This window comes from Salipaludibacillus daqingensis (assembly GCF_029891575.1).
Taxonomy (GTDB): Bacteria; Bacillota; Bacilli; order Bacillales; family Salisediminibacteriaceae; genus Salipaludibacillus; species Salipaludibacillus daqingensis.
Genome location: NZ_JARZHF010000002.1, coordinates 517,405 through 534,091, shown reverse-complemented (window position 1 = coordinate 534,091; position 16,687 = coordinate 517,405). Strand labels below are relative to the sequence as shown.

The 16,687-nt window shown below is 35.4% G+C and carries 20 protein-coding genes; 11 read left to right on the top strand and 9 right to left on the bottom strand.

Features of this window, described 5'->3' with window-relative positions:
* Positions 1-66 precede the first annotated feature (66 nt).
* A complete protein-coding gene (locus QDN89_RS06790; RefSeq protein ID WP_280769341.1) occupies positions 67-687 on the top strand; it encodes a pyroglutamyl-peptidase I in 621 nt (206 codons plus the stop codon).
* An 84-nt stretch (positions 688-771) separates the two neighbouring features.
* Here QDN89_RS06790 and QDN89_RS06785 read toward each other — a convergent pair whose 3' ends face one another.
* Positions 772-1,491: a YebC/PmpR family DNA-binding transcriptional regulator gene (locus QDN89_RS06785; protein ID WP_280769340.1), complete on the bottom strand. Its 720-nt coding sequence runs from the start codon at positions 1,489-1,491 to the stop codon at positions 772-774.
* A 244-nt stretch (positions 1,492-1,735) separates the two neighbouring features.
* Here QDN89_RS06785 and arsC point away from each other — a divergent pair, with 244 nt between their 5' ends.
* Positions 1,736-2,155, top strand: coding sequence for an arsenate reductase (thioredoxin) (arsC, locus tag QDN89_RS06780; RefSeq protein WP_280769339.1), 420 nt, complete (start codon positions 1,736-1,738; stop codon positions 2,153-2,155).
* 45 nt (positions 2,156-2,200) lie between these two features.
* Here the strand turns inward: arsC and QDN89_RS06775 are convergent, their stop codons facing one another.
* Both QDN89_RS06775 and QDN89_RS06770 read right to left on the bottom strand, forming a co-directional pair.
* Positions 2,201-2,707 carry a hypothetical protein gene (locus tag QDN89_RS06775; protein ID WP_280769338.1) on the bottom strand — a complete coding sequence of 169 codons (507 nt, stop codon included), beginning with the start codon at positions 2,705-2,707 and terminating at the stop codon, positions 2,201-2,203.
* Positions 2,708-2,807: 100 nt separating this feature from the next.
* Positions 2,808-3,098: a 4a-hydroxytetrahydrobiopterin dehydratase gene (locus QDN89_RS06770; RefSeq protein WP_280769337.1), complete on the bottom strand. Its 291-nt coding sequence runs from the start codon at positions 3,096-3,098 to the stop codon at positions 2,808-2,810.
* Positions 3,099-3,292: 194 nt separating this feature from the next.
* Here QDN89_RS06770 and QDN89_RS06765 point away from each other — a divergent pair, with 194 nt between their 5' ends.
* The 3 genes from QDN89_RS06765 (at position 3,293) to QDN89_RS06755 (ending at position 5,283) form a co-directional block, all read left to right on the top strand.
* Positions 3,293-3,766 carry a glycine/sarcosine/betaine reductase selenoprotein B family protein gene (locus QDN89_RS06765; protein WP_280769336.1) on the top strand — a complete coding sequence of 158 codons (474 nt, stop codon included), beginning with the start codon at positions 3,293-3,295 and terminating at the stop codon, positions 3,764-3,766.
* Between the two features lie 24 nt (positions 3,767-3,790).
* On the top strand, positions 3,791-4,036 hold the full coding sequence (locus QDN89_RS06760; RefSeq protein WP_280769335.1) for a hypothetical protein: 246 nt from the start codon (positions 3,791-3,793) through the stop codon (positions 4,034-4,036).
* Between the two features lie 188 nt (positions 4,037-4,224).
* Positions 4,225-5,283 (top strand): EAL domain-containing protein, encoded by a 1,059-nt coding sequence (locus QDN89_RS06755; protein ID WP_280769334.1) that lies wholly within the window; start codon positions 4,225-4,227, stop codon positions 5,281-5,283.
* A 17-nt stretch (positions 5,284-5,300) separates the two neighbouring features.
* On the opposite strand, the gene QDN89_RS06750 is transcribed toward QDN89_RS06755, so the two are convergent.
* The 3 genes from QDN89_RS06750 to QDN89_RS06740 all read right to left on the bottom strand — a co-directional run bounded on the left by QDN89_RS06750 (position 5,301) and on the right by QDN89_RS06740 (position 7,161).
* Complete coding sequence (locus QDN89_RS06750) at positions 5,301-5,744, bottom strand: PCYCGC motif-containing (lipo)protein (RefSeq protein ID WP_280769333.1); 444 nt, start codon at positions 5,742-5,744, stop codon at positions 5,301-5,303.
* Positions 5,745-5,949: 205 nt separating this feature from the next.
* Complete coding sequence (locus tag QDN89_RS06745) at positions 5,950-6,639, bottom strand: cytochrome c biogenesis CcdA family protein (protein WP_280769332.1); 690 nt, start codon at positions 6,637-6,639, stop codon at positions 5,950-5,952.
* A complete protein-coding gene (locus tag QDN89_RS06740; RefSeq protein ID WP_280769331.1) occupies positions 6,640-7,161 on the bottom strand; it encodes a TlpA family protein disulfide reductase in 522 nt (173 codons plus the stop codon).
* Positions 7,162-7,263: 102 nt separating this feature from the next.
* Here QDN89_RS06740 and QDN89_RS06735 point away from each other — a divergent pair, with 102 nt between their 5' ends.
* The 3 genes from QDN89_RS06735 to QDN89_RS06725 all read left to right on the top strand — a co-directional run bounded on the left by QDN89_RS06735 (position 7,264) and on the right by QDN89_RS06725 (position 9,191).
* Positions 7,264-7,701: a hypothetical protein gene (locus QDN89_RS06735; RefSeq protein ID WP_280769330.1), complete on the top strand. Its 438-nt coding sequence runs from the start codon at positions 7,264-7,266 to the stop codon at positions 7,699-7,701.
* Between the two features lie 11 nt (positions 7,702-7,712).
* On the top strand, positions 7,713-8,294 hold the full coding sequence (locus QDN89_RS06730; RefSeq protein ID WP_280769329.1) for an NAD(P)H-dependent oxidoreductase: 582 nt from the start codon (positions 7,713-7,715) through the stop codon (positions 8,292-8,294).
* Positions 8,295-8,477: 183 nt separating this feature from the next.
* Positions 8,478-9,191: an STAS domain-containing protein gene (locus tag QDN89_RS06725; RefSeq protein WP_280769328.1), complete on the top strand. Its 714-nt coding sequence runs from the start codon at positions 8,478-8,480 to the stop codon at positions 9,189-9,191.
* Positions 9,192-9,238: 47 nt separating this feature from the next.
* Here the strand turns inward: QDN89_RS06725 and QDN89_RS06720 are convergent, their stop codons facing one another.
* Positions 9,239-10,978: a B12-binding domain-containing radical SAM protein gene (locus QDN89_RS06720; protein WP_280769327.1), complete on the bottom strand. Its 1,740-nt coding sequence runs from the start codon at positions 10,976-10,978 to the stop codon at positions 9,239-9,241.
* 225 nt (positions 10,979-11,203) lie between these two features.
* Between QDN89_RS06720 and QDN89_RS06715 the strand changes: the two genes are divergently transcribed.
* On the top strand, positions 11,204-11,746 hold the full coding sequence (locus QDN89_RS06715; protein WP_280769326.1) for a hypothetical protein: 543 nt from the start codon (positions 11,204-11,206) through the stop codon (positions 11,744-11,746).
* Between the two features lie 95 nt (positions 11,747-11,841).
* Here the strand turns inward: QDN89_RS06715 and QDN89_RS06710 are convergent, their stop codons facing one another.
* Together QDN89_RS06710 and QDN89_RS06705 are read right to left on the bottom strand one after the other, a co-directional pair.
* Positions 11,842-12,633, bottom strand: coding sequence for a hypothetical protein (locus QDN89_RS06710; protein WP_280769325.1), 792 nt, complete (start codon positions 12,631-12,633; stop codon positions 11,842-11,844).
* Positions 12,634-12,835: 202 nt separating this feature from the next.
* Positions 12,836-14,002 (bottom strand): KamA family radical SAM protein, encoded by a 1,167-nt coding sequence (locus QDN89_RS06705; protein ID WP_280769324.1) that lies wholly within the window; start codon positions 14,000-14,002, stop codon positions 12,836-12,838.
* Positions 14,003-14,267: 265 nt separating this feature from the next.
* Between QDN89_RS06705 and QDN89_RS06700 the strand changes: the two genes are divergently transcribed.
* Together QDN89_RS06700 and QDN89_RS06695 are read left to right on the top strand one after the other, a co-directional pair.
* Positions 14,268-15,665, top strand: coding sequence for an aspartate aminotransferase family protein (locus QDN89_RS06700; protein ID WP_280769323.1), 1,398 nt, complete (start codon positions 14,268-14,270; stop codon positions 15,663-15,665).
* 13 nt (positions 15,666-15,678) lie between these two features.
* Positions 15,679-16,533, top strand: a complete 855-nt coding sequence (locus QDN89_RS06695; RefSeq protein WP_280769322.1) for a MurR/RpiR family transcriptional regulator — start codon at positions 15,679-15,681, stop codon at positions 16,531-16,533.
* The last annotated feature ends 154 nt before the right edge of the window (positions 16,534-16,687 follow it).

Genomic DNA, 16,687 nt, shown 5'->3' with positions numbered 1-16,687 from the left:
ATGACTTGAAATTAATTAAATCTAAGTTGAAAATAGATAGTAATATAGTTGGAAGGGGTTTTGAAATTGCGAATTTTAGTTAGTGGCTTTGAGCCATTTGGTGGCTTGTCTACAAATCCTACGTTGGAATTGATTAATAAAGCGAAGAACTTTGAGATCGAAGGTGTTGATATTGATACGATTCAATTACCAGTCGTCTATCGAGAATGTACTCCCCCTTTATTGGAAAAAATAAATGAGTGGCAACCAGACATTGTTATTTGTTTAGGTGTCGCTGTCGGATGTTCGAGTATTAATTTAGAAAGGGTAGGGATAAATGTGGAAGATACAGTAGGAGAAGGAAGAAATGGAGACAATAATGGTGATCGTCCAGTAGATCGTCCAATTGTGAACAATGGTCCAGAGGGCTTATTCAGCACGCTCCCCATTCGGTTGTTGTTAGAGAAACTTCAAGAAAGTAAAATCCCTTCAATGATCTCTAATACAGCAGGGACGTACATTTGTAACACCACACTATACACTGTATTACATAAGATTCAAGAAGAGTCACTAGATATAAAAGCAGGATTTATTCATGTTCCAGCTACTCCTGAGATGATATCAGCCTCACCAGAAGTCCCAAGCATGGGAATGGACACACAAACGAGGGCTTTAAAGATCATTATTGAAAACTTGAGGGGAATATAAGGGGAACTTTACTTACAGAGATTCGCATCATTGGGTAAAATAAAAAAAGCAGACCATTTTTTTAGATGGGCTGCTTTGTGCGTCTTACTCTCCATCGTCTACATTATGATAAACGTGTTGCACATCTTCTATGTCTTCTAAAGCATCAACTAATTTTTCAAATTGAAGTTTATCACCCTCTGGAAGAGTCACGTCATTTTGAGGGAGCATTGTAAGTTCAGCAACTGTGAACTCTGATATATTTTCTGCTTCAAGAGCTTGTTGTACAACATGAAATTGGTCCGGTTCTGCGTAGATAATAACAGACTGTTCCTCATCATAGATGTCCCGTGGGTCGACGTCTGCTTCCATTAAGATTTCTAGAATCTCCTCAGAATCTTTCCCTTCCACTCCAATGACAGCTGTAGCATCGAACATGTAAGATACGGATCCACTTACGCCTAAGTTTCCTCCATTTTTGTTAAATGCTGTTCTTACTTCAGCAGCGGTTCTATTCACATTATTGGTTAATGCGTCAACAATAACCATGCATCCATTGGGACCAAATCCTTCATATCTCAGTTCATCGTAGCTTTCTTCAGAACCACCTTTTGCTTTTTCAATGGCGCGGTCTATAATGTGTTTGGGAACATTGTAAGTCTTTGCTTGCTCAAGAACAAATTTTAGCGCTTGATTAGATTCAGGATCTGGTTCCCCTTGCTTGGCAACCATATAAACCTTTCGACCAAATTTTGCATAGACGCGAGCTGTGCTAGCATCTCTAGCTGCTTTTTTTTCTTTAATATTACTCCATTTTCTTCCCATTTTATTCCTCTCTTTCTCAAAAAATCGAATGAGTAAATACTATAAAAGCTATTTTTTAGTAACTCTTTATATTATACATGAATTAGTAATATAGTTGTCGAGTAACGAAAAAGATTTCCCGAGTGAAATAATTATAGAAATACATTCCTTTACAAAACCTTAACTTTTTTAACATAAAATTATCTTTTTACATCTAAATGATCATGTTATTATATAACTATATCATTATATGGAGGTTACAAAATTGACAAAACCAATGATTTATTTTTTATGTACGGGCAATTCGTGTCGAAGTCAAATGGCTGAGGCATGGGGAAAGCACTATTTAAGTGAAGCGTGGGATGTGTATTCTGCAGGAATTGAAGCGCATGGAGTAAACCCATTAGCAGTGAAAGCAATGAATGAAGTAGAAATAGATATTACAGATCAAACGTCAGATACAATTGATCCTACCTTGTTGGAACAAGCAGATCTAGTCGTGACCCTCTGTGGCCATGCGAATGATGTCTGTCCAGCTACACCTAAAAATAAAGAGAGAGTCCATTGGGGATTTGACGACCCTGCTAAAGCAGAAGGAACAGAGGAAGAAAAGTGGACAGTATTTCAATCTGTCCGCGATCAAATCGGCGATCGGATTAAACAGTTTAAAGAAACTGGTAGATAAATAAAGTCCTTTCCAGCTAAGGCTAGCCTTGACTGGAAAGGACTTTTATTTTTCGAAATGTACATAATTAGATAATATTTCTTCTAATTCTTCGACTCTTTCATTTGCGATAGTCGTTTTGATTTTTTGATTTTTGGCTAATATCATAATAAGTTGTGTTCGATCTTTTCTCTTTTTTCCCCAAGCAATGGAGCGTATTTTTCCCCATCTGGCATGATAACCAGCAAATATAATTGCTTCCCCATGGATTTCAAAAATCCGATCGATGGTAATGAGGACATAGGCTCCTAAAATGAGCACTACAAAAAATAGTATCGTTGCATTAAAGATGTTATTGAAAACTTCGATATATAAAAAGATGGTTAAGAATAATACAAGGTAAGCCGCGATAATAGAAAGCTTATAAGGGCGAGAACCCGTTTGTATTTTCTTCGGATCATCCAATTTATAAATGGTATAATCATTTGATGATTTACGATGTTTATCAGTGAATAAGTGGTAAATAGAAATCGCTCCCATAATAATTCCAGTGAATAGAAAAAGCCATTGCATCAATCATTCCTCCGTTACTTAGACTAATAATGTAATCTTACCATAATTTATGGTGAGCACAAAAAGATCGCGATGCAAGTGCACCGCGATTATTTAAATTCTAATCGTATTTTTGAAATGTTCTATCATAGGCGTGAGCAGATTCAAAATCTTTTTGCGTCAATCCACCTTCGTCTAACGTACTTAATTGAATAGTCACTTGTTTATGATCAATGGTAATGTTGGGATGATGTTGTCGCAATTCTGCAAGGTCAGCTATGTCAGTAACAAACTGAATTGCTTTTGGAAATGTACGTAATATAAATTGTTTTTTAATCCATGTTTCGTCAACAAGTTCCCAACCTTCAGAATCCTCTAGATTTGCTTGAATTTCGTCTTTCATAAGTATCATTCGATTATCCCCTCCAATAAGCGTGAATATTCAAAATTATTCGTACAACTATCATATCAAAATTTATCACGAATGAAAAGAATTTGTATGTACATTTGTTTTTTGTAAGATGTATTTCTTTCACTTCAAACAATAGGTTAGATTTATTTAATAATGTGGAATAGAATAAGGGTAAGAAGCTGAGGAGGATTTGTATGCTAGGAAAAATAAAAGTATGGTATTTTAAAAAAATTGCTGCAAGAATGATAAAAAAACATGGATCTGAAAAAGTAAACAAATTAGCTTTAATAAAAAAACCGATGAAAGAATGGAAAGTTGCGTTTATAACAACTGCAGGTGTACATTTATTGAATGATAAGCCTTTTGATGTAGATGGAGGGGATTGGGGAGTGAGGTTTATCCCTTCGGATACGAAGACATCAGATTTAATGATTACTCATACACATTATGATACGACATCGGCTGACAAAGATGTTAACTGTGTGTTTCCGATTTCATCGCTACAGCAGTTATCGGATAAAAAGATTATTGGAGAATTAGCGCCAACCTTTTATGGCATGATGGGTTATATTCCTAGAGTAGACAAATTATTAAATGAGAGTATCCCCAAAATTTTAGAGAAATTAAAAGAAGAGAAAGTTGATGTTGTTCTTTTATCTCCTGGCTGATATATTTGCCATCAATCGGTCGGATTGATTCAAAAAGAAGTAGAAAAAATAGGAATTGCAACAATTTCTATCACACATTTCCCAGAATTAACTGAAAAGGTATATGCACCGAGAGCACTCCATATTAAATTCCCATTAGGAAGAACATTTGGGGAGGTAGGCCGAGAGGATTTACAAGAGAGAATTGTTGGTGATATGTTAAATAATATTACTGAAATAAACGAAGATAATCAAATTAAGAAATTACCTTATCGTTGGAGACGTGATTGAATGAATCAAAAGTCTGCTTTTGTTTTAAGATAATTAGAGAATATATTAATTAATATGTGATGTATAGTTCTTTTTATTTATAAATTTGTTATAATATATTTATAAATAAGTGTAATATATCCTATTTTTAGTTTTCTTTAATTATGTTTAGGGTAAAGATAGTTAATTAATTAAAAGCAGGTGAATGTATGAAATCATGTCACATTTGTCAATCTAGAATTCCTCTAGTAAACGAAGGGGAAATGGTAATTTCAAATATTGATGATTCGAATGTGCTTCAGCTAATGGATCGTATGAAAGAAATCGGAGTTGATAGTCAATTTACCTATCAAAAATTGCACATCTACTACTTTACATGGAAGCAATTACAGCGATGTACATCCATTATTCAATCCATGTTATCTGATGAGCAACTTGACCGGTTTATGGGAGTTTTACAAGAGACAAGTCATTCAGGGTTTGAACCAACTCAAGAATATACACTTAGTCAATTGTCACTTATTATCGAAAATCCAAACTTTGTTAAAATCATTCAAGAACAATTATTTCAGTCATATATGCAACCGATTATCACAACACAGGATAACGATGTTTTTGGATATGAGTTTCTCCTACGACCAAGTAGTGATAAGTATTCTTTTTCCCCAGGAAATTTATTTTTATTTTCACAGCATACGAACTTACAATCAACATTGGATAGTAAGGCGAGGATGAATGCTATTAAGACAGGAAAACAACATTTGTCAAAAGGCCTAAAACAATTTATTAATTTTTTACCTTCCTCAATTTACGATCCTGCGCATTGTTTGCAAACAACTTTTGAAGTTGTAAAAGAATATGATGTAAATCCTAGTGATTTAATATTTGAAGTCGTTGAGACGGAGAAAATTCATAGTTTAGATCATCTGAAAAATATTTTCAGCTCTTATAAACAGGCAGGCATGAAAGTGGCATTAGATGATATTGGATCAGGATTTTCAACGATTGAGATGCTAAAAGAATTAAGACCAGATTATGCAAAAATAGATCGTGACTTAATTCGAAATTGTCATGAAAGTTCAGCAAAGATGGAGAAAATAAAGCAGCTTCGTCATATTACAAAAGAGATGGGGACGTCACTTTTAGCGGAAGGTATTGAGACGGAAGAGGAATTTAACGCTGTGAGACCACTTGTTGATCTAGCGCAAGGTTATTACTTTGGTAAACCAATGAATAAACCAATTCAACAAAAGAAGAAGGTCACATGATCTTCTTCTTTTGCTCGTTATAGATCAGCAGGAGGAAAAGGTGTATCGGTAGGATCAGCGTATTTTGAGTACTGTTTATCAATATAATCTCGAATTTCTAATAAAGTATATCCGTCAATTTCCATTTGTTGCACATCCAGTGCAATCTCAATGCATATTCCTCAGCCGGCACCGTGAGGATCATAAACGATATCATCTTTTATTGATTGCTGACTGTTGATAAAACAATCTTTAGTATTCTTATGGTAAAAAGGTTCTAACAAGCAATTACAATAACATGGAATATATTCTAAATGCTCTCCATGTGTTGTTGCATATTCATATGCCGCCATGGCGCCAGGGTGAACGGCATCCACAACAAAGTCTGGAAAAGAAGCAGTCTCAAGCTCCTCACTGCACCCCGAAATAACGATAAACGCAGCACTAGTGATTAAAATGAGCAACCAATGTTTAACTCGCATGAAAGATCTCTCCTTTAAATGATGATATACATGATATAAACTCATCATAAAACAGTTGATTACTTTATGTTGTGATCCTTTTCACTTATTTTAAGGATATTATGTGAATATGCTAGTCACTATCAATGTTTCAAATAAAAGGATCCTTATTAAGTTTGCATGTATGTTCATAAAATAGAAAAGATGTATTAATATTTTTTCTCATTTATATACTTGGAGTAATATAAGCCATATTGCCTGTCACAAGTAATAGGCCGAGAACTATGAGAAAAATACCGCTGGCGATAGAAATGATTTTCATATGTTTTTGTAAAAACTTTAAAAAATTCAAACTTGCGCTTCCAGCTAGACCGATCAAAATAAATGGTAGCCCAAGCCCCATTCCATATACAAATAATAATCCACCACCTTGCCAAAAGGTGGTTGAATCAGCGGCAAGTATAAGGATAGAACTTAACATAGGTCCAATACAAGGTGTCCAGCCAAATCCGAAAGCCATGCCCATTACGACCACACTAAAGAGCCCACCTTTTCTTTTGAAAAAACGGTGGAATCGAATCTCTCGTTGAAACATCTGAATATTTAATAAACCGAGAAGGTACAGTCCAAAAATGATTACAATAAAACCGAAAAATTGTGATAAAAAGGTGGAAACTGCAGGCGTAAAGAAAGAACCGACAGTGGTTGCACCCATCCCGATTATGATTAAAGGGAAAACAAGGCCAATGACAAAGGCGATAGACCTTGGTAAAATTTTAAAACGCTGAGCAGGAGCTTCATCTAGCTCTGTCAATGTAACCCCAGTAATGACGGCGATATAACTCGGTATTAATGGAAGGATACAAGCAGAAGCGAAAGAAAGAAATCCTGCAACAAAAGCAAACCAAATATCCATTTAGGAATCCTCTTCTTCGTGGTATGTTTCATAAGCTTCTTCATAACGTGTACCTAGTTCTTCACCAGTTGCAATAATATATGGATGCGTTCCCATTTCATTTCCTTCCTCATCAAAAAATACATAAGTTGGCGAAACAGAGACATCATAGTAGTTTGCTAAATTTCGATCTAAATCCACACCCCAATCATGGGTTGCTTCATATTCATTCTGAAACTTATCAAGTATTTCTTTTTCTCGTCCATAAAAAACAACGGTAATCACTTCGATTTCATCTTGTTTTTTAATAAATTCTTGGATGAAAGGCATCGAGTAACTGCAACATTCGCAAGGTACAGCAACAAATTGTAAAATTGTTTTCTTTTCTCCAATATAGTCAGCTAATAATAAAGGTTCTTCCGCGTGAATGCGAGTAACCGTTGATATATCTCCTGACTCACTATTAAAAATAAAATTATAAGCTGTATACCCCATTCCAGCTAAAATGAAAATTATTAATCCGATCCCTATTTTATTCCCCAAGATGATCCGCCCCCAACTAGATTCTAGTAAATAATGACATAGCTTAATAGATTGATTATAATAAAGCTAGTTTCATCATAACGAAATAGGGGTGTATCAAGATTGAAAAAAATCGTCGATTTTATGACAATTTCTAGTATCTTCATCGTATTAATAGTGGCTTGCCAATCTCCCTCCGCGTTAGAAGAGACAGAGATTAAATTTATGAATGAAAATGAAATTCATAAAACTGGAGTATTTCATACATATGAAGTAGCCTTAATAGACAAAGAAGGAGAGAATATTTCAGCAGATCAAGTATTTCTTTACATGAATATGGAGCGTATGAATCATCCTATGACAGGAACGATGGAAGAAAAGGATAAAGGAAAATTTGCATTAGACCTTCCTCTAGCTATGGAAGGGGAATGGTATGCGGAAGTAACGGTTGAAATAGATGGGCAAGAAAAAACAGAGAGGTTTGTTCTTTTTGCAGAAGGGGAAATGTCCGAAGATTATATAAGAGGGTACGATGCAGATATAGATAGAGTACCTGAGTAAAGGAGAAAAAAATGAACGTTTATATTATTTATATGCATCCGGTAAAAGATAGTTTTAATGGATCGATTTTAAAAGAGTTAATCACCTCATTAACGGAAAAAAAACACCAAGTAGAAGTGAATCATTTGTATGCTGGACCTTTTAAATCGCATTTAACATGGGAAGAATATCGAGAAAGTCTAAATCATCACTATGAGAGTGATTGTGAAGAGGAACAGGAAATGATTCGTTGGGCAGATCAAATAATCTTTATTTTTCCTGTGTGGTGGGGCGGTTTTCCTGCAATCGGGAAAGGATACATTGATCGTGTCCTTTCATATGGGTTCGCTTATGAATTAAATGGAGAATCACCAATTCCTCTTATGAAAAATAAAAAAGTATCAATGATTTTCACGACCGGTGCGCCTGAAGAAGAGTTTATCGAGTCAGGAATGTATCATCATATGGTTGATTTGATTGACAAAAGCATTTTCCAGTTTTGTGGATTTAAACTAGATGGAGTTATTCATCTTGGAGATGTGATTCAAAAATCAGATGAGCAAAGACAGGATATGTTAAAAATAGTGAAAGAGTTTTGTGACAGAAAATATTAAAATTTTGTATGATAAAACAGAATGTTATCAAAGGAATATATATGATTACATGATAAAAGAAAAAACAACGTGTCCAGACTTTGGGAAGGGTTGAATACTATGTCATCAGAAACCCTCTTTCATTCTGAAACCTACAGCGTTTTGAATTCATTAACCGACAATGTATTTTTGGCGGACGGTGAAATGAAACTGGTTTGGATGAATGAAGCAGCAGAAAAAATTATACAGGAATTTTTTGGATTTTTTGATATTAATGATGCGTCAGAACTGATTGGCAAAAAACTATCTGATCTTCATTCTTTTGATTCCTCTTATCACCATGTGATGAAGAAGAAAAATATTTTTCCCCATCAAGCAACAATTAAAATTTTTGATGAATATGTTGCAAATATTGTCGTAAATCAGGTGACAGATGACGAAAATAGTGTAAAGGGTTATATTTTATTTTGGCAAGATATTACGAAACAAGAAGAACTAAGAAATTTCGATCAAAAATTGATCAATGAACTTTCCACACCTGTTTTACCGAGTATGCTATCAAACACGTTATTTGTTCCTTTGATAGGATCGTTTAATGAAAAAAGAATTGACCATTTAACAAGTAAACTACTCCAAGAAGTATTACGCAGTGATGCTGATTATATTGTATTTGATATGTCAGGTGTAACGATAATGGAAAATGAAACAGTTGCTCAACAATTAGATAAAGTTGTTGAATCCGTTTATTTGATGGGGCCTGATGTGTTTTTTGCTGGTTTTACAAAGGAACTTGTCAAAGAATTTGTGAAACTTGACAATAAGTACAAACAAAATACCTTTCCTCATTATCGTCAAGCAATGAACCACATCATGAAAATGGAAGGGTATGAAATTGTAAAAAAACCGATCAAACGCTGATCGGCTTTTTTTACTTTTAATGAAGGGTGAAATAACTTACGATAAAATTAGTTTTGAAGTTCTTTCGCTACATATTGCACCTGTGGAGATCCGTTTTGAGGATCATAAACAACGAATATCAGTCCATCTTGTTTTTTAATAATACCTTTAGATAAATATAACTCAGCATCAAAAGGTGCGGATTCGACCATAACATGTTTGGACATTGCACGTACATCAGATAAATAGTCATTGATTGATGGAAGACTTTGTTTGGCAAATGCTCGCACATCATTGATCTCATCTTTATTTAGACGATTTGTCCACCAAACTTTTCTCGGTTTTTGATTAAAATGAATGAGATAATCAAGTTTCATTAGTGCTTGAACGATCTCTGGCTCTATGATGTTTTCTGATTCAAGGAATTGAGATAGTCGAGTAAATAAATCTTCAAACTGGTGACCAATTTTCCCCCAACCATGGAAATCCCAATAGTCTCCAAACTTCTGAAAAAAATCAAATGGTGTTGTAAATGCATGTTGAATTAGATAATGAACGGTATGATCTAATCGGTGATCATTCCAATATTTTTCTAGAATGTCTTCTACTCTTTTTATTCGAACCACATCGTCAAAGCTCAATACACTGTTAGAAAGAATTTCGTATGGGGCGTGATCCATGTATTCATATCGATAATCATTGGCCATCGCTCTCATTCCAGTACCTCGTAACATCTTCAAAAAGCCTAGTTGAAGCTCTTCAGGGTCGAGTGCAATAACATCGTTAAACGTTCTCTTAAAAGATTCGTAATTTTCTTCAGGGAGTCCAGCAATCAAATCAAGATGTTGGTCTATTTTACCACCTTCTTTAATTAAACGGACAGTTCGTGATAACTTCGAAAAATTTTGTTTTCGTTTCACAAGTAAATTTGTATCATCATTCGTTGACTGAACTCCAATCTCAAATCTAAACACCCCTTTTGGGGCATGTTCATTAAGAAATTCCAACACCTCAGGTCGCATAATATCAGCGGTGATCTCAAATTGAAATTGACACCCTTGGTGATTATCAATTAAAAACTGGAACATTTCTAGAGCGTAGTCCCTCTTAATATTAAAGGTACGATCGATAAACTTAATCATTTTTGCACCGTGGTCGATAAGATAGAGAATATCTTTTTTAACTTTTTCAATATCAAAATAACGAACTCCAACTTCAATGGAAGACAAACAGAATTGGCATTGAAAAGGACACCCACGGCTTGTTTCAAAATAGACAATTCGCTTGTTTAATTCTTCGCGATCTTCCTCAAATCGGTAAGGACTTGATATAGAATGAATATTTAAGTTTGCCTTTTCCGGAGTAAGTATAATTTGATCATTTTTACGAAAGGCAAGGCTGCCAATATCGTTAAATGACTGTTCATTTTCTATACTTTTTAGCACTTGTTTGAAAGTTTCTTCTCCTTCACCACGAACAATCAAATCAATCTCAGGGTGTTTTTCCATCCAATAACGAGAGTCAAAGGAAACTTCAGGTCCTCCAAGAAGAAGTGTCGTTTTTGGTAGGACTTTTTTAAGCATTTTTACGATTTGAAGCGTTTTATCAATATTCCATATATAGCAGCTAAAACCTATGACATCTGGTTTTCTCATATAAAGATCAGAAACAACGTTCATTTCAGGATCTTTAATCGTGAATTCACACATATCGATATTGAATTCAGGCTGGGCATAAGCTTTTAAAAGTCTCAAGGCTAAACAAGTATGGATGTACTTAGCGTTCAAGGTTGTCACAACAATGTTCATGATAAATTCCTCCAAATAAAATGTAACGTAATCATATCATATTTGATGATTGAATAACTGTAGATGTTGTTTTCTAATTTTTGAAACATGTGACGGCGAATGACTTAGGGGAATGTCACATTTTTAACCGGGCTTCATAAGATGAAGAGAATCGTCGCTAACAAATGTATAACTAATGGATAGTGACGTAGTCAGCAAGAATAGAAGAGGAAAGGGGTTCAACATATGAACTGTAATTGTCACAAGAAAGCCAAACAATACCCTGGATACATGCAAACACCTAATGCTATGATGCACCAACCAAGTCAAGTAATGGGGGCTAGCCACCCACCTAGTCAAGCTCATATGATGTACCAGCAGCAACCACAATATGGGGCGATGAGCCATCCTGCATATCACCATCAAGCAACGCAAGGTTATGCTAATATGGGAGGGAGTTATTCGCAGCAACATTCTCAGCCAAATCATATGACAATGAATCCATCTCAACTTGGCCAGATGGGTTTTCCTCAACAACAAGGATCACCTCAGACAGACTTTAGTCTGGCGGAACATCAATACTCCGGCTTTCAAGAAGGCCACCCTTATGGCTCTCCTGGAGCTGGTCAAGGGCAAGAAGCACAACCAATGATGGGGAATCATATCTCTCCACAACCTCAATATGCCATGTCTTATCAGGACGCTTATCATTCGCAACCGAACGGGTATCCTGGAGTAATGCCTGATACGGGATACGTTCCAGAGGAACATGATGATGATTTTGATTAATAATTAAAGGTGTTAAATGGTCTAAGCATAATTAATAAAAAAGAAGCACCGAAATTGGTGCTTCTTTTATAACACGAACGGTTGTTATATGAGTGTTATTCAAGATTGTCTTCGTTCAGGGGTAGGACGAAAGAAAAACGCCATTCTGGCAAATCTACCGTTGTTCGATCGATAGAGAATCGACCTGGCAGAGTGATATCTTGAGCAAATTCTAATTGAACATGAAGATGATTATCGATTTTTTCCATTCTTGAAAACATCGGATAAATATTTTGTCCTTCCTGGAGTCGTGAAAATAAGTAAGCTAAATGGCGGTGGTTTCCATCAGGGTGCTGATCGAGAAGATTAAAGGATACCGTGTTCTCTTTTACTTGAACATCTTCAAGGATTAAATCACCAACTTCTATTTGATCAATGACTTCCTCGTCGATAGGAAAAGGATATCCTTGTTCAAATAACCTTGGAACAATATACAATGGAATTTGGATTAGTTGGTCAACACTTCCTTTAGGTGGAGGAGGTGTGATTTTTAGTTTGATGCCAAGTTGATGGTTTTCTAATGTTTTGTTATCAATCTCACTGTGTGTATATTCAACATCTTTGACTTCATATACGATGTCTCTATCATCCGCTACATATTTCGGCCACTGAAACTGATAGTCATCAGAGGCAATAGGAGACTCATCGGTATGTTCCACAATAAATGATAAATAAACCCCTTTGTCTGTGCGATCATTAGCATGATAAGACATGGCCAAAGGAGTTTGATAAATATCAGTTGTAATAGGTAAAACGGTGTTAGAAGGAGATTTATTTTGAAAAAGAAAATCTTCCGAACAGCCTACCAGTGGAAGAAGAGCTAAAATTATTAATAAAAACAGTTTCATAACATATCCCTCTTCTGTTCATTTCTACATATATTGTACTAAAAAATAGGGGAGAAGGGGGAATTTCTATATATCTTTTAATATTAGTAAAGAAGCCGCCCTAATAAGGAGCGGCTCTTACTAAGTTACAAATATAAATATTCTATTCCTTTTATACTTGTATGACATATTATTACAAATGAATAATATTAAACGATAAAAATTATGTGATCGGTTGTTCTTTAGCTGCAATTTTTTCGTTAGCGCCTTTAAAGTCATCCCATTTCTTCTTAGGAGCATCCCAATGTTGTTCATTTCCAGGAAGATCATCAAACCAGGATGCATCTTCAGGGCAGTCAAGAACCATAAATTTACCGTAGTTATTGTCACGAGACTGGTGGTATTTCAAATAAGCTTTACCGTCTTCGATAGCTAAGATCTCAATTTTACCAGAAGTATGACTCATAGATAAGCGGACGCGCTTTCCTAATCCAGAAGTTAATGCTTTTGCTTCTTCTACTATTTGATAGGCATCTTTTAACGAAAGAACAAAGTCATTATTTCCAGCTACTGGTCGATTGATAAAGAAGTAGTAAGGCGTTACACCTGCCCATGACAGTTGATCTAACAGCTCTGCGAGAACTTTAGGGTCGTCATTGATTCCTTTTAAAACAGGAGTTTGATTAACGACTATCGCTCCAGCATTATGCAAAGCATCGAAGCCTTTTTTCGCTTCAGGGGTAATTTCAACAGGATGATTAATATGAGCCATCACGTAGATTCGTTGCTCAGGCGTTGAGTACTCTTTTATTAACTTAAGCAGCTCTTCATCCTCATAAATACGCATCGGATTAAAAACAGGCATTTTTGAACCTAATCGAATAATTTTTACATGAGGGATTTCTCTAAGTTGTTCGATAATCCCACGTAATTTTTTCGTCGCTAGTATTAGAGAATCTCCACCAGTTAACAAAACGTTTGTTATTTCAGGATGTTCTTTTATATATTCAATTCCTGGTTGAACATCGGACATTGCTTCTTTAATATCATTTCTAAACAAACGCTTTCTAAAGCAGTAACGGCAATAGGCACCACATACTTCAGAAACTATTAATAAAGCTGTTTGGTCATATTTATGTTGGCAACCTGGAACAACATAGTTTGTATCTTCATCAGAAGCATCCCAGCGACCATACTCCTCTAATTCTCCTTCATTCGGAATAACTAATTTTCTAATTGGATCTTTAGGATCGCCCCAATCAATTAATCCTAAATAATATTCATTTACGCGAAAGACAAATTTTTCTGTAATTTGTTTTAACTTTGCTTTTTCCTCGTCAGAAAGGTGAGGGACCTTTTCAATATTCATGATGTACTTTGGTTGAGCCATAGGAAATCATCCTCCTCATAGTGTATTCTATATTCATTTAAACATAAGCTTCAAAATCGGTCAAAAACGGAGGAAATGATCTGAAATGCTGAAAGAATGAAATAAATACTTCATTTTTCTCGTGCTTAGCCCATTTTAATAATTAATTCAAAATTATTTGAAAAAATATGAATTAATCCCTTCACAGACGAGCATAAATAGCATAAAATGAAATAAATATTTCATAAAAATGAAACGGAGAATGAAAGGTGGAGACTTGTTTAAAATGGCCATAGAAAAAATTGACCATCCTATGATTCAGTTTGGATTAGGTACAAAAAAATCAGCTAAACACATGAAAGAGGCGGAAAAATATCTGCCTGGAGGAGTAACAGCAAATATTAAATACTTTGCCCCTTATCCAATTGTAATGGATAAAGGAGATGGGGCTTGGCTAAAAGATCTTGATGGGAATTGGTACGTAGATTATTTAATGGGTTATGGATCACTTGCTCTAGGTCACGGGAGTACCCCTGTCCTTGAAGCGATCAAAGAGCAGTTTATGAACGATGGAACAGCATTGTTCGGAACACCTCATCATCTAGAAATTCAATTCGCCAAAAAAATACAACACTATTTTCCTTCGATGGAGAAAATAAGATATACGAATTCAGGCACGGAAGCTACGCAATTAGCGATTCGTTTAGCGCAAGTTTTTACAGGGAAGAAAAGAGTGGCAAAATTCGAAGGACACTATCACGGTGGCTATAAAGAAATGCTATATAGTATCAACCCACCTCTAAATGAATCTGGGGATGAAGCCGCACCAAACGCTGTACCGGAATCAGCGGGAGTAGAGATAGATGGTCTTGAACCTTATATATTCCCATTTAATCACATAGAGGGAATAGAGAATTTATTGAAAAAACATCATCATGAGTTGGCTGCAGTAGTAATAGAACCTGTCCAAGGTGGATTCATCAAAGCTGATGTTGAGTTCATGCAACGGTTAAGAGAACTAACAGAACATTATCATGTTTTGTTAATATATGATGAAGTGAAAACGGGTTTTCGTTCTGCATTAGGTGGAGCTCAAAGTATATATGGCATCAAACCTGATATCACAACATTAGGAAAAGTGATTGGTGGAGGATTTCCAATAGGATTAGTGGGAGGAAAAAGTGAAATATTGGAAGTGAGTTCTCCTAACAGAGGAAACGATGTATTTGAAGCTGGTTCTCAAGGGAAAGGAACAGCACGCGACGTGCTCTTTCATAGCGGAACGTATAATGGACACCCTACGATTTTAGCGGCTGGTTTAGCAACAATAAAAGATTTAGAGTCGAATTATGATGGAATTATTCATTATACTAATAAATTAAGGGACGGCATTGAAGAAATAGGTCGAAATGCGGGATTGCCTCTTCAGACATTTGGCGTTGGTTCTATTTTTAATGTAATATGGAACCAAGAAACAAATCTACGACACTACCGCGACCTCCAAAACACGAATACAAGTAACAGAAAGAAGTTAGACTTTGAATTGATGCAACAGGGAATCTATACGAAACCACTGAATCGCTATAGTATTTCAGCGGCACATGGGGAAAAAGAGTTGTCATTTACCCTGAATGCTTATGAGAAAGCGTGTCATCGATTAAAAGGAGGAGCTGGCGTGTCCTAAAGGAGGATGCAGCTTGCTTGAAAGTGATGTTTATCAACGAATGATTCAAGGTAGAGAGAAAATGAGTAAATCTCACAAAAAGATTGCGAATTATCTTATTGAGCATCATGAAACAGCACCTTTCTTAACGGCTTCTAAATTAGCTAAATATGTAAAAGTAGGAGAAGCTACCGTTATACGATTTGCCTTTTTCCTCAACTACAAAGGTTATCCTGATTTGCAACGTCATCTGCAGGAGGCATTGCAAAGAAAAATGACATCTGCTGAAGTTTTAGCTAGAACGACAGATGATGATAATTACACTGAAAATGTTGTAACGGAAGTGTTACAAGATGATATTCAAAACTTAAAACAAACGTTAAATCAAGTTGATCCTGCCATATTTGAAAAAGTGGTAAATGAAATGATTGAAGCAAAGCGAATTTATATTGTCGCTTATCGCAGTGCAACAAGTATTGGTGGATTTTTGGAATTTTATTTAGATTTAGTACTTCAAAATACTGAAATGATCCATCAAGCAGATGGTGTGTCCGAACATCTTTTAGATATTTCTAAAGATGATCTTGTTATAGGTCTTGGCTTTTCTCGTTATACTAGAAGAACAGTAGAAGTATTAAAGTACGTAAAACAAAGAGATGCAAAAACTGTCGTGATAACAGATCATCTACTCAGTCCACTTGTCCCTTACGCAGACTATAAATTAGTTGCGACAACGGAAATTAACTCGTTTATTGATTCCTTTTCTGCCCCTATGAGTATTGCCAGTGCGTTGATCACAGCTTTGACGAGGGCTGAACATAAAAAAGTAGAAAAGAGATTAAAAGAATTAGAAGGACTTTGGGAGACGTTTGATGTCTTTTATGATTAGGAGAAAGGATAAAGTTGATTACAGATGTGTCTGTGCGAGGCGATTCCATATAGATAATAGTTCTCCATAATGGTTTCACATAAATTCTAATGTGATCTTTAGAAATTGACATATAAAACGAGCAGAACGGGAAATCCATTCTGCTCGTTTTTGA